Genomic DNA, 12,814 nt, shown 5'->3' on the forward strand with positions numbered 1-12,814 from the left:
TTCGGAGCGGTCGTTTGAACGACAGGGCAGCGGCCCACGGCTTTTGCGCAGGATGTTGGAACCGCACTGAACCCCTAACGCCCGGGCAGCCTGCTCAATCCGGTGAGCAGGCTTTCCTTGTCGGTGCAGAGTGCAATCCGGATCCAGCCCTCACCGTTGGAGCCGAACGACGTTCCGGGCGCGACGGCGACACCCTCCTCCGCCAGGAAAGTCCGGACCCAGGAGCGTACATCGCCGCTTGTGGCGTGGGACATGTCGGCCCAGAGGTAGAACGCCCCCTGAGCGTCAAGGTAAGGGATGTTGAGCGAGGCAAGTACCGCCGTCGCTGCGTCCCGGTTCGAGCGATAGTGGTGCAACGCGGTTTCGATGTAATCAGTGGGTCCTGTCAGGGCGGCTACGGCTGCATACTGCGGCGACGCTCCCACGCAGGACACGATTGACTCCATTACGGTGTTGAACTCCTTGCCGAGACCGCTCGGCAGCACCAGCGCGCCGATCCGCAATCCGGTAAGTCCGAAGGTTTTGGAGAGGGTGAGCGAGGTCAGTACACGCTGCGGCGTGGTGTCGAAGCGCGCAGGGCTGACGTGCGGCACTTCGTAGGTGAACGCTTCGTAGCATTCGTCCGAGAGGATCCAGAGGTCGTGGCGTTCGGCGAAATCAACGAGGTCGCGGGTGAGCTGCTCACTGAAGACGGCTCCGAGCGGATTTGATGGGGAGTTCAATACCAGGAGGCGGGTACGCGAGCCTGCGAGCTGCTCAAGGTCGCTGATTCTCGGTTGGAAACCGTTCTCGGGGCGCAGCGGATAGCTTACCGGCCGGGCGTGCACGAGTTGTGCGGTCATGGTGAATGTGGGATATCCCGGGTTGGGGATCAACACCTCGTCCCCGGCGTCGAGCAGCATACTCATGGCCAGGTGCAGGCCCTGTTGGGCCCCGGCAGTCACATAAACCCTGGACGGATCGACCTCCATGCCGTTGCGGCTGCCGAACCGCGTCGCGAAGCTCCGCCGTAGGGGAGCGATGCCTTCATTGGGTGTGTAGTTGGTGTCATCCCTGTCCAGCGCCGCTATTCCAGCATCAAGAATGTGACGTGGAACGGGAAATGCCGGCTCGCCGATGCTGAGCACAATCGCATTCGGAGTGGCCCACGCAGCCTGGGTGATCTCCCGGATCTGGTTGGAGGGAAGCTCTTCGACGTGCTTGGGAATGGACGGCATAGGGGCATAGTAGCGGTGCGGGATGGCGAGTTCCCGACACCTATACTGAAAGGCGTGAATTCCGGGCAGGTCCACTCAGGACTGGTAATAGTGGACAAGCCGCAGGGCTGGACCAGCCATGACGTGGTGGGAAGAATGCGGCGGCTCGCAGGGACCCGGAAAGTGGGACATGCAGGAACCCTCGATCCCATGGCTACAGGCGTCCTGGTGGTGGGAATCAACAGGGCAACGCGCCTTCTGACGTATATCGTCGGCACGTCGAAAACCTACACCGCCACGATCCGCCTGGGGCAATCCACGATTACTGACGACGCCGAGGGCGACGTCATCGCCGAAACCTCAGCTGCTGCCGTCCCAACGGCCGCCATACGGGAGGCCGTTGCGGGCCTCACCGGCCCCATCCAGCAGGTCCCCAGCAGTGTCAGCGCCATCAAGGTGAGGGGTGAACGGGCCTACAACCGCGTTCGGTCAGGCGAGGACGTGGTGCTGCCGCCTCGTCCGGTGACGGTGCACAGCTTCGACATCTCCGATATCCGCCACGTGAACGGCGGGGTGGTCCAGGACGTTGATGTGACGGTCCGGTGCAGTTCCGGAACGTACATTCGCGCCCTGGCACGTGATCTCGGGACGGCCCTCGGCGTGGGTGGTCACCTGACAGCCTTGCGCCGCACCGAAGTGGGCCCGTATACGCTCGCCCAGTCCTCCACCCTGGATGAGCTGGCCCAGGATTTCAGGCTCCTCGGTATCGATGAAGCCGCCCGCGCGCTGTTCCCTGTCCGTGAGTTGAGCGCTGGTGAAGCCGAGGACCTCTCGCACGGCCGCCGGATCAGTGCCGATACGGACGCGGACGTGCTATCCGGAAATTCCGACCAGCGTCCCGTTGCCGCTTTCGCTCCCAGCGGTGTTTTGATCGCCCTCCTTGAAAATCGGGGCGGGGAGGCGAAACCGGCTCTGGTCTTCGCGCCGGGGCAGGCGGGCAACTAATGGTGGTCGACGGCTTCTTCATTGCAGGCACCGTTGTGTGTTTTCTCTCGACCCTGCTGTGCCTCGGCGCAGCTGTCATCAGGCAGCCCCCCAACGACGTAACCATCCTCGCGGTGGCCGCCGTTGAACTGTTCCTGCTGGTGTACCTAGTGGCTGGGATTTTCCGTCAGGCTGGAGGGGAGCCCGTCACCGGCGAGGTATGGGAGTTTTGGGGATACCTGCTGACGGCACTGGTGATCCCGGTGGGCGCATTCTGGTGGGCGATTCTCGAGCGTTCGTGGTGGAGCAACCTGGTTTTGGGCGCAGTGGGAGTAACGATCTTCGTGATGCTGTATCGGATGGAGCAGATATGGGACGGAGCAGTGCCGGCGTGACGCGCGGTGGAGCGGGACAGACACCCGGGCAACCGGATCGTTCCGGCGCGCCGGACGGCGCTCGGAGGCTTGTTGCGACCGACGGTAAGTTGAGCCGGGGACCCGGGCGTCTTCTCATCGCCGTGTATGGCGTCTTTGCGCTGGCGGCCACCGCGCGCGCCGCTTTCCAGATTGCGACCAAGTTTGGCGAGGCTCCTTTGGCCTACACGCTTACCGCAGTAGCCGCCCTTGTGTACGTATTCGCTACAGTTTCCCTGAGCCGTTCGGGGCCGGGCTGGTATCGGTTGTCCGTCGCTGCCGTGAGTCTGGAACTGGTTGGGGTAATCGCTGTCGGAACACTAAGCCTCGTTGACCCGATCCTCTTTCCTGCGGACACGGTGTGGTCTGGCTACGGCAGTGGTTACGGGTTTGTCCCGCTGATCCTGCCCGCGGTGGGTCTGTGGTGGTTATACCGCCACCGCGCCATAAGCTAGCATCGCTGACGCGCGCAGGGACTTCAGGAGTGAGAGGATGAGTTGACAGGGCCTGGCCCGCGCATCGTCGACCACAGAGGAACACCATGAACAGCAACACCCCTGACAACACGCAGCCGGATCGTCGCAGTTCTTCCACGGATGCAGGACGCGGATCCGGAGGCACCGCGAGCGGACCGACAGGCGCAACGAGCGCTTCCGGACAGTCCACCTCGAGGCAACCATCGTCCGGACAGTCCACCTCGAGGCAACCATCGTCCGGGCAAGCCACCTCGAGGCAACCATCGTCCGGGCAAGCCACCTCCAAGACCACGAAGAAGGACTCCGGGAAGTCAGCCAAGTCCGGTAACGACTGGGGTGTCTTCCGTACCGTCGTGGTGCTCGTGGGACTCATTATCGCCGGGTTCGGCGGGTACTACCTGATCACGGGTACGACCGGACTGCCGGAGACCGGAGATGGTTCGGTGAACCCGACACTGGAGAACCAGTTCCGCTTCTTTGCCGCGATGATGGTCGGTGTGGGCGCCGCTTTCGTGACCATCGCCATCAAGTTCCAGTGGGCAAATATGCTGTGGCTCGTCTGCCTCATGGTGTTCATCGGCGGCATCGGGCGCGTCCTCTCCTGGGCATTCTCTGGAACTCCGCACTACCTCCTGATCATCCTGATGGTTGTCGAGCTGGCTTTCCCCGCAGCGCTGCTTGTCTGGCACCGGTACATTGCCAAGACCAGCGAGCTCCGCAGGGAGTACGGCGCCCGCTCCTAGGTTCGGCGGTGATTGCCCGGCCTGCCCGCTCTGCTCTGCTGGAGACAGGCCAGGCCGACACCGAGCAGCACCAGCGCCGCTCCGGCGGTGACCTCCGTACGGACGCCTGTCTGGGCCAGCTCTTCGCGGTGCTGCAGAGGACCCGGTGCTGCAGTACCGGTGTCCGCGGCGGGAGTGGCAGGTGCTTCCTCCGCAACCGTCTCAGGGGGCGCCATAACCGCCTTCGCCTCAACGCACACTGTTTCCGACGGTTCGCCAAAGGCGGACGTGAAGGGGTCGCTGTGCTCGTCACCGGGGTAGGTCGCCACGACGGTATAGCAGCCTGGTTCGCTGAAGGCGGCGAAGCGTTCGCTGGACTGGCTTCCGTTCAGAGCAGGCACGGTCATTTCGGAGTGTAGCCGGGCATTTGGAGGAACCTTTGCCGCGAGAGAAGGCCGCTCGGGGAGTGGACCATACATTGAGAGTGTGATGGTACCTCCGGAGTCGGTCGCGGGTTTCCCGAAGCCAACTCCGGTTACTGTGTCGGTGACTCGGTCACCGACAAGTGCATCGTGTGCGGAGAGCTGGGTGCTGATCTTCGGCGTCCACGGCACGAATGTTGTCTCGGCTTCCAAGCCGTACTGACCCTGCCACCCGAGAACGTAGCTGGACGCTTCGGCCGGAAGAGCACTTTCGGGGGCGATCGACTCCGTCCAGACGTACCATCCGGGCGATGGCACAGCCAGGCCCGCAGTGCTGTAGGTGCCGGGACCATCCACCCGCGTAGTGACCGTGCCGACGTTCGGTGTGCCCTCCGGTACCGACTCCTGCAGGACAGGCTTCGCATCAAGCGGTCCCCAGAGAGTGGAAACCACTTCCACGGAGACCGGCGTCGCGCTGCCGGGCACGGACAACCATGGAGCCGACACAGGTGAACCGTCCTCTGCTGGGGGAGTAGCGCTGACCGTGAGGACGTCATGGACGGTAGTGCCCGCCCCGGTTCGGGCAGCGGAAGTCTTCGTTGTGACCGCCGGCTGGAAAGCCGGTAGGTCCGAGATGGCTGCAGCGGCATCGCGCGGTTCGACAACTGCGGCAAAAAGCAGCCGTTGTACATCCCCGCCCGTCGGCACCAGCCAGCTCACGCCAGCGGCAGGCGTGCGGGGGACCGCAACAGCCATGGACCCGCTGCCCAACCCGGTCCGTCGCAGACTGAGGCGGTGCGGTTCCTCGCTGCTTGTCCAGGTGGACTCTGCCTTCTCCGCCAGCGCGAACGGCCCCGTCAGTTCCACGGAGGCTGTCAGGCCGGCGGCCGGTCGGCCGTTGGCTCCCGACACTCCAATAACTGCGGTGATCGTCCCGTCCTCCCCTACGGGCTCCAGCTCGATCGATACTTTGTAGGGTCCGGCTCCGTCGAACGCGATTCTGGTCATGGAGCGCGCCTGCTCGATGACGTCAGCCGGCAGCCCCTCAGCACGGAGGACGGCATTCATCCCGGGGGAGTCCCAGGCCATTCCGGGGGAGGTAATCGCCCAGACAGCCAACTGGACGGACGCCGCGATGGCACTGTCCTTCGTCGCGCCCCACCGGTGCAGCAGGTAGGACAGGGCAGCGTTTTCCGTCGCCGTCAGCGCGCTGCCGTCACTCCGGACGAATCCGCCCGAATGGCCGTTGTCGTACCCGGCTGCGTTCTCCGGGGAGAGACGTTCGAAGTCAGTGCAGTAAGCCACCTGGCCGCGTGAGTCCCTGTACTGCCCCACGAAATGCTCGGCGGCGTGCACGCCTGCCGCACGCGTCCACTCGCTTCCCACGGGAGCGGCCTGCGACGGTGAGATATTAGGCAGCCACAGCAGAGCCGCGAGCAACAGCCAGACACCGGCGGCCCGCAGGACGCCCCGGCGCGGGGAGTGAGAAGAAGAAGATGGCACGGATGTCCTCCAGATCAGGGGTTCAGGGCCGCGCCGAAGCCAGCGGGAGCAGCCCACAGAAACCATCGTCGCTACCCTGGCGGTGGTTGGATGCGCTCTCATTCTCATGTGCATAACCCGCCCCATTTGGTGAGTGTGTGGAGGGAAAGACACAGTTCGCGGACGGGGTCGTCGAGACCGCCTGCATCCATCGGCCATAATGAAGGAACAACGAAGGGTGCCGTTACCCGTCCAACCGCCAAGGAGATGCGTGTTCTACTGGAGAGACCTGGCCGATGTGCCGGAGGGTTTCGGTCCGACAGTTGTCACCATCGGGAACTTTGACGGTGTTCACCGGGGCCACCAGAGTGTGCTCCAGCAGCTCGTCGCAGCGGCACGCGAACGGGACGCAGCCGCCGTCGTCATATCGTTCGAACCGCATCCCGCCCAGGTCCACCGTCCGGACAGCGCGCCGGAGCTGATTATGGGCCTGCAGGACAGGGTCGAGACCCTCTGCGACACAGGCATCGACGGCCTCCTGATGATGCACTACACGCTTGACCTTGCGGCGCAGACTCCTGAGGAGTTCGTGTGTTCCGTCCTCGTTGAAGGCCTGCGCGCGAAAGCAGTCGTCATCGGTCACGACGTGCGCTTCGGGCGTGGCAATTCCGGTGACCTTTCAACCATGCAGGCGCTCGGAGGCCAGTTGGGCTTCGACGTGGTGGTCATCGATGATTACGGCTCGAGCCTGCAAAGCACGACGGCCGGAGGAGAGCGCCGCTGTTCCTCCACCTGGGTGCGGGAAGCACTCGTTGCCGGTGACGTCACCACCGCCGCCCGGATCCTGGGCAGGCCCCACCGCATGCGGGGTGAAGTGGTCCACGGAGCGGCCCGCGGAAGGGCTCTGGGATTCCCGACCGCCAACCTGTCGTCGAAATCGACCGGCTTCATCCCCGCGGACGGGATCTATGCCGGATGGCTCATCGACAGCAGCCAGGTGCGCTGGCCGGCAGCGATCTCCGTCGGCTCCAATCCGACGTTCGAAGGGGTCAGCAGGCAGGTCGAGGCTCACGTGATTGACCGGCCCAAGGAGGAGATCGACGTCTTCGACCTGTACGGGCAGACGGTGATCGTGGAGTTCGTGCGTCGGCTGCGGGGAATGGTTGCCTACCGGGGGCCGGAAGCGTTGATCGAACAGATGCGGCTGGACGTCGACCAGACGCGAGCTGTGCTTTCGACAGAACAGCGTACGTACGGGTAAAGTTGACTGCGGTCCGGCTGCAGTCCGTGGTTGCTTGGCCACCGCCGGAGCTCCGCTCGCCTGCGAGGGGAACCGGCATCATTTTGTTCACGGTACAACTCATAGGAGTTATTTGTGGCACTTGAAGCCGCTCTGAAGCAGGAAATCATCAAGGAATACGCAACCTCTGAGGGCGACACCGGTTCGCCTGAGGTGCAGATCGCGATGCTTTCCCGCCGCATTCTCGACCTGACCGAACACCTCAAGAAGCACAAGCACGACCACCACACCCGTCGTGGCCTGCTTCTGCTGGTGGGTCGCCGTCGTCGTCTGCTCGACTACCTGCGCGACACCGACATCACGCGCTACCGTACGCTCATCGAGCGCCTCGGCCTGCGCCGTTAGTTAGACTGTGAGGCGGCGCCTTCCCTCGGGGAGGAGCCGCCTTCCATCTTTGCCGGCCGTGTGCCGCAAAGCGACGCGTTCGCAAGAATGCATGAAGTACCAAGTTCATAACCAGGAGCCAGGCGGACAAGCAGGCATTCGCGGTCCTCGGTAGTGGTCTCCGGGACACCATCTTGTGATGGTCTCCCGTGGACCTCGATCGAAGACCGGGTGCCACAACCCGTCCTAACGGCGTTGACCAGCAAGACGCCGCCTGCCTCCGCCACCAAAGAAACGGAGGTGACTCTCTTGGAGGGTCCCGAAATCCAGTTCGCCGAAGCCGTTATTGACAACGGTCGCTTCGGCCAGCGCACTGTTCGCTTCGAAACCGGGCGTCTCGCCCAGCAGGCAGCAGGCGCTGCCATGGTCTACATCGACGAGGACACCGCGCTCCTCTCCGCCACCACCGCCGGCAAGTCCCCGCGTGAAGGCTTTGACTTCTTCCCGCTGACCGTGGACGTCGAAGAGCGCATGTACGCTGCCGGCCGCATCCCAGGCTCGTTCTTCCGTCGCGAAGGGCGTCCGTCCACCGAGGCCATCCTTGCCTGCCGCCTCATGGATCGCCCGCTGCGCCCCGCTTTCGTGAAAGGCCTGCGCAACGAGGTCCAGATCGTCGTCACCGTGCTGGCCATCAACCCCGACGTCCGCTACGACGTCGTTGCCATCAACGCTGCCTCCATGTCCACGCAGCTTTCCGGTCTGCCGTTCTCCGGCCCGATCGGCGGCGTACGCGTTGCCCTCGTCTCCGACGGCTCGGGTGAGGACCAGTGGATCGCTTTCCCGAAGCACTCCGAGCTTCAGAACTCCGTGTTCGACATGGTCGTTGCCGGCCGCGTCGTCGGAGATGACGTCGCCATCATGATGGTCGAGGCGGAAGCCACCGACAATTCGTGGTCCCTGATCAAGGACGACGGTGCCACCGCTCCCACCGAAGAGGTCGTCGCCGACGGTCTTGAGGCCGCAAAGCCCTTTATCCGTGCACTGTGCGAAGCTCAGTCCGACCTCGCCGGCCGCGCTGCCAAGCCCACCGTCGAGTTCCCCGTGTTCAAGGACTACGAGGAGGACGTCTTCTCGGCCGTCGAGAGCGCAGCCGGCTCACGCCTTGCTGAGATCTTCACCATCGCTGACAAGCAGGAGCGCGAAGACGCGGCCAACGCCTACCGTTCCGAGGTCATCGAGTCCCTTGCCGGCCAGTTCGAAGGCCGCGAAAAGGAAATCGCGGGCGCATTCAACTCGGTCACTAAGAAGGTTGTGCGCCAGCGCATCCTCCGCGACCAGGTTCGCATCGACGGCCGCGGCCTCAGCGACATCCGCAAGCTCACCGCCGAGGTGGAGGTTCTGCCTCGCGTTCACGGTTCGGCAGTCTTCGAGCGCGGCGAAACCCAGATCATGGGTGTCACCACGCTGAACATGCTGAAGATGGAACAGCAGATTGACTCGCTGTCGCCGGTGACGCGCAAGCGCTACATGCACAACTACAACTTCCCGCCGTACTCCACCGGCGAGACCGGCCGCGTCGGATCCCCGAAGCGCCGCGAAATCGGACACGGCGCCCTCGCGGAGCGTGCACTCGTTCCGGTGCTGCCAAGCCGCGAGGAGTTCCCGTACGCCATCCGTCAGGTCTCCGAGGCGCTCAGCTCCAACGGTTCCACCTCGATGGGCTCCGTCTGCGCCTCCACGCTTTCCCTGCTCAACGCCGGTGTCCCGCTGAAGGCTCCGGTTGCCGGTATCGCCATGGGCCTCGTTTCCGACGAGGTCGACGGCCAGACCCGCTACGCAGCCCTCACCGACATCCTCGGTGCGGAAGACGCGTTCGGTGACATGGACTTCAAGGTTGCAGGTACCTCGGAATTCGTGACCGCGATCCAGCTGGACACCAAGCTTGACGGCATTCCCGCTTCGGTGCTGGCTGCAGCCCTGAAGCAGGCCCGCGAAGCACGCCTGCACATCCTCGGTGTGCTCGAGGCCGCGATTGACACTCCGGATGAGCTGTCCGAGTTCGCTCCGCGCATCATCTCGGTGAAGATCCCTGTCGACAAGATCGGCGAGGTTATCGGCCCCAAGGGCAAGATGATCAACCAGATCCAGGAAGACACCGGCGCCGACATCTCGATCGAAGACGACGGTACTGTGCTGATCGGCGCCACGGACGGCTCGTCCGCCGAGGCCGCGCGCGCCGCGGTGAACGCGATCGCCAACCCGCAGGTTCCTGAAATCGGCGAGCGCTACGTGGGCACCGTCGTAAAGACCACCACCTTCGGCGCGTTCGTCTCGCTGACTCCGGGCAAGGACGGCCTGCTCCACATCTCGGAGCTGCGCAAACTCGCCGGCGGCAAGCGGGTGGACAACGTCGATGACGTCGTGGCCGTAGGCCAGAAGGTCCAGGTTGAGATCACCAAGATCGACGACCGCGGAAAGCTGTCCCTCTCTCCGGTGGTCGCAGAGGAAGCCGGCGAATCAGCTGCCGAAGACGCTTCGCCTGCCGACGCCCAGGATTCCGCTGAGGGCGACGACAACTAGCGCACACGCTCACAAGCACAATCCACCGGCTCCACGGCGAACAGAGTTCGCCGTGGAGCCGCTGGCGTTGAGGAGAAGGATATGACTGAAACAGTTCAGGGTTCACCCGTAGTGCTCCCGCTGACGCCGGGCGGCTTGGAAAATTCGTCCATGCTGGTTGCGGGAACGCAGGGCGGAGCAGTGGTCCGACGCTCGGTGCTGCCCGGTGGTGTTCGTGTGCTAACGGAGGCGATGCCGGGCCAGCGCTCGGCAAGCATCGGCTTCTGGGTAGGGGTCGGCTCCCGGGACGAAGCTGACGGGGAGCACGGGTCGACGCACTTCCTTGAACATTTGCTGTTCAAGGGGACGCAGCGCCGAACTGCATTGGACATCGCCGCCGCTTTCGACGAGGTCGGGGGCGAATCGAACGCTGCGACGGCCAAGGAGAACACCTGCTACTACGCGAGGGTTCTCGACTCAGACCTGCCCATGGCGATCGATGTCATCGCGGACATGGTGACCTCAGCTGTCATCGATCCCGAGGAGCTGGAGCAGGAGCGGCACGTCATTCTTGAGGAGATCGCGATGGACAGCGACGATCCCTCCGACGTGGCACACGAGAACTTCGTGGAAGCCGTGCTTGGCTCACATCCGCTGGGCCGTCCCATCGGAGGAACGCCCGAGGCGATCAAATCTGTGTCGCGTGACTCGGTTCTCGAGCACTACCGCCGTTACTACCGCCCCGAAGAGTTGGTAGTCACTGCGGCCGGCGGCCTCGATCATGACGTCGTGTGCTCGCTCGTTATTCAGGCGCTTCAACGGGCAGGGTGGGCCCTGGCGGCGGACGCAGCGCCCGTGCCGAGGCGCGCACCCGAGCCGGCCGTGCTGAAGGCTGCCGGGGGAGTGCAGGTCATTCGTCGAGCCGTCGAGCAGGCGAATGTACTGGTTGGCTGTCCTGCGCTGACTGCCACCGATGACCGGCGGTTCGTGATGAGCGTCCTCAACGCGGTGCTCGGCGGAGGGATGTCCTCACGTCTCTTCCAGGAGATTCGGGAAAAGCGCGGACTCGCTTACTCGACCTACTCCTTCTCGGCGTCCTACGCCGACGCAGGCTACTTCGCCATGTATGCAGGGTGCAGTCCGGCGAAGACCGGCCAGGTCATCAGCCTGCTCAGTGCAGAGCTGGAACGGCTGGCGTCGGATGGAGTGAGTGACGAGGAACTGCGGCGCGCCGTGGGTCAGCTGTCCGGCGGCATGGTGCTCTCACTTGAGGACAGCGGTTCGCGGATGACCCGGCTGGGCCGGGCGGAGCTCGTCAGCGGTGAGTTCCTGGGGCTGGACCTGACCCTTGAGCGGGTCCGGGCCGTGACGGCCGAGCAGGTGCAGCGCCTCGCACGGCAACTGGCCGACGCCCCGCGCACAACTACCGTCGTCGGACCTTTCGACAGCGAAGCCGACCTGGGACTGTAGTCCGGGGTGAATGTCCTGCCGCCTCAGCCTCCGGCGAACGGCGGCAGGACATCGAGCACGTCGTCACGGCCGATCGGCTCGCTCCGGTCACGCAGCGCTACCTCGTTCAGGAGGAAGCTGCTCCGCTCCAGCACCCGTGCCATCGATGGGTCACCCTCGGGGTGTCGCTCGCGGATCTCCTCAAGAACCGCTGTCAGACCCACGCCGTCCAGTTCAAGGCGTTCTTCAGGGACGCCCGCGGCCGCCTGGGCCGCGCCGAAGTATCGAACGAGCACCTCAGCCGCCGATCGCGCTCATGGAGCGGTCGGGCTGTACGAAGTCGGCAGCTCCCAGCCCGGTATGACCCATGCCGTGCGCCTTGGGCTTGGCCCACATAGCCTCCTGCCAGCGCAGGGCTATGGCGGCGTCGTCGGCTCCTGACCGGAGCAGGTCCCTCAGGTCCGTCTCCTCCCGGGAGAAAAGGCAACTCATGATCTTGCCTTCGGCCGTGACACGGGTGCGCTTGCAATCGGAGCAGAATGGCTCCGTGACGGAGGCGATGATGCCGACAGTGCCGACGACGACGTCGGGCTTTTCCGGCCGGCGCACCTCCCACCGTTCAGCGGGGGCACCGTCCCGGTTCCGGGGGTCCGGCGTGAGCACAAAGCGTTCGGAAAGGCGCTCACGAACTTCCGCCGCGGTGATCATCCCTTCACGGGTCCAGCCATGATCGGCGTCAAGGGGCATCTGCTCGATGAAACGCAGTTCGAAGCCACGCGAGACAGCCCATTCAAGCAGATCCGGCGCCTCGTGGTCGTTGATGCCCCGCATCAGCACGGCGTTGATTTTCACCAGTCCAAGCCCGACGGCGGCAGCCGCTTCTATGCCGCGAAGCACCCGGTCCAGGAACGGGCGACGCGTCAGTTGCGCGAAGGTATCCGGGTGAAGCGAATCCATCGAGACGTTGATCCTGGTCAGGCCTGCGTCCTTGAGCCGTTGCGCCTTCTTGTCCAGACCGAGACCGTTCGTTGTCAGGGACACCGGCAGGTCCGGGTGCTGTGCGCGGATATCGGCGATGATGTCCACGAGGTCCGCTCTCACCAACGGCTCACCACCGGTCAGCCGCAGCTCGCGGATGCCCAGAAGACTAACTCCGATGGCGACGAGCCTGACGATCTCCTCGCGCGAGAGCACCTGGTCCTTCTGCAGCCACTGAAGACCCTCGGCAGGCATGCAATAGGTGCAGCGCAGATTGCACTTGTCTGTCAGCGAGAGCCGCATGTCCGTGGCCCGGCGGCCGTAGGAGTCAAGCAGCCCGGCATGGGGTGCGGACGCGCCCGCGCGGAAGATTGGGCTGCCAAGTCGGATTGCCATAGTTCGAGGTTACGCCCTTTGCCCCGGTGACTCTATCGGTTGCCAGCACATGTGCAGTGAGATGACGGGCGAAGCCCGACTAGGCTGGTAGCTGCAGCATTCGATGCCGCAAC

Annotated in this window: 12 protein-coding genes; 8 read left to right on the forward strand and 4 right to left on the reverse strand. The window is 64.3% G+C overall.

Annotated elements, in window-relative coordinates; all coding sequences use genetic code 11:
* Window positions 1-74: 74 nt before the first annotated feature.
* Window positions 75-1,217 carry a pyridoxal phosphate-dependent aminotransferase gene (locus AC4D1W_RS03580; RefSeq protein WP_490897842.1) on the reverse strand — a complete coding sequence of 381 codons (1,143 nt, stop codon included), beginning with the start codon at window positions 1,215-1,217 and terminating at the stop codon, window positions 75-77.
* Between the two features lie 54 nt (window positions 1,218-1,271).
* Between AC4D1W_RS03580 and truB the strand changes: the two genes are divergently transcribed.
* The 4 genes from truB to AC4D1W_RS03600 all read left to right on the forward strand — a co-directional run bounded on the left by truB (window position 1,272) and on the right by AC4D1W_RS03600 (window position 3,812).
* Window positions 1,272-2,201, forward strand: a complete 930-nt coding sequence (gene truB, locus AC4D1W_RS03585) for a tRNA pseudouridine(55) synthase TruB (protein ID WP_490897843.1) — start codon at window positions 1,272-1,274, stop codon at window positions 2,199-2,201.
* Window positions 2,201-2,575, forward strand: a complete 375-nt coding sequence (locus AC4D1W_RS03590; RefSeq protein WP_490890854.1) for a hypothetical protein — start codon at window positions 2,201-2,203, stop codon at window positions 2,573-2,575. Before truB ends, AC4D1W_RS03590 begins: the two co-directional genes overlap by 1 nt.
* Window positions 2,551-3,048, forward strand: coding sequence for a hypothetical protein (locus AC4D1W_RS03595; protein ID WP_490890855.1), 498 nt, complete (start codon window positions 2,551-2,553; stop codon window positions 3,046-3,048). The genes AC4D1W_RS03590 and AC4D1W_RS03595 overlap by 25 nt, the downstream gene beginning before the upstream one ends.
* 86 nt (window positions 3,049-3,134) lie before the next feature.
* Window positions 3,135-3,812 carry a DUF4345 domain-containing protein gene (locus AC4D1W_RS03600; protein ID WP_490890856.1) on the forward strand — a complete coding sequence of 226 codons (678 nt, stop codon included), beginning with the start codon at window positions 3,135-3,137 and terminating at the stop codon, window positions 3,810-3,812.
* On the opposite strand, the gene AC4D1W_RS03605 is transcribed toward AC4D1W_RS03600, so the two are convergent.
* Complete coding sequence (locus tag AC4D1W_RS03605) at window positions 3,809-5,716, reverse strand: hypothetical protein (RefSeq protein WP_490890857.1); 1,908 nt, start codon at window positions 5,714-5,716, stop codon at window positions 3,809-3,811. The genes AC4D1W_RS03600 and AC4D1W_RS03605 overlap by 4 nt on opposite strands.
* 199 nt (window positions 5,717-5,915) lie before the next feature.
* Here AC4D1W_RS03605 and AC4D1W_RS03610 point away from each other — a divergent pair, with 199 nt between their 5' ends.
* The 4 genes from AC4D1W_RS03610 to AC4D1W_RS03625 all read left to right on the forward strand — a co-directional run bounded on the left by AC4D1W_RS03610 (window position 5,916) and on the right by AC4D1W_RS03625 (window position 11,348).
* Window positions 5,916-6,956: a bifunctional riboflavin kinase/FAD synthetase gene (locus AC4D1W_RS03610; protein WP_490890858.1), complete on the forward strand. Its 1,041-nt coding sequence runs from the start codon at window positions 5,916-5,918 to the stop codon at window positions 6,954-6,956.
* A gap of 114 nt (window positions 6,957-7,070) precedes the next feature.
* Complete coding sequence (gene rpsO, locus AC4D1W_RS03615) at window positions 7,071-7,340, forward strand: 30S ribosomal protein S15 (protein WP_026545461.1); 270 nt, start codon at window positions 7,071-7,073, stop codon at window positions 7,338-7,340.
* A 288-nt stretch (window positions 7,341-7,628) separates the two neighbouring features.
* Complete coding sequence (locus AC4D1W_RS03620; RefSeq protein WP_490890948.1) at window positions 7,629-9,899, forward strand: polyribonucleotide nucleotidyltransferase; 2,271 nt, start codon at window positions 7,629-7,631, stop codon at window positions 9,897-9,899.
* Between the two features lie 81 nt (window positions 9,900-9,980).
* Complete coding sequence (locus AC4D1W_RS03625; protein WP_490890859.1) at window positions 9,981-11,348, forward strand: M16 family metallopeptidase; 1,368 nt, start codon at window positions 9,981-9,983, stop codon at window positions 11,346-11,348.
* A gap of 23 nt (window positions 11,349-11,371) precedes the next feature.
* Here the strand turns inward: AC4D1W_RS03625 and AC4D1W_RS03630 are convergent, their stop codons facing one another.
* Both AC4D1W_RS03630 and moaA read right to left on the reverse strand, forming a co-directional pair.
* Window positions 11,372-11,623, reverse strand: a complete 252-nt coding sequence (locus tag AC4D1W_RS03630; protein WP_490890860.1) for a MoaD/ThiS family protein — start codon at window positions 11,621-11,623, stop codon at window positions 11,372-11,374.
* A gap of 1 nt (window position 11,624) precedes the next feature.
* Window positions 11,625-12,701 carry a GTP 3',8-cyclase MoaA gene (gene moaA / locus AC4D1W_RS03635; RefSeq protein ID WP_490897844.1) on the reverse strand — a complete coding sequence of 359 codons (1,077 nt, stop codon included), beginning with the start codon at window positions 12,699-12,701 and terminating at the stop codon, window positions 11,625-11,627.
* Window positions 12,702-12,814 lie beyond the last annotated feature (113 nt).

This window comes from Arthrobacter sp. TJ-170 (genome assembly GCF_058269305.1).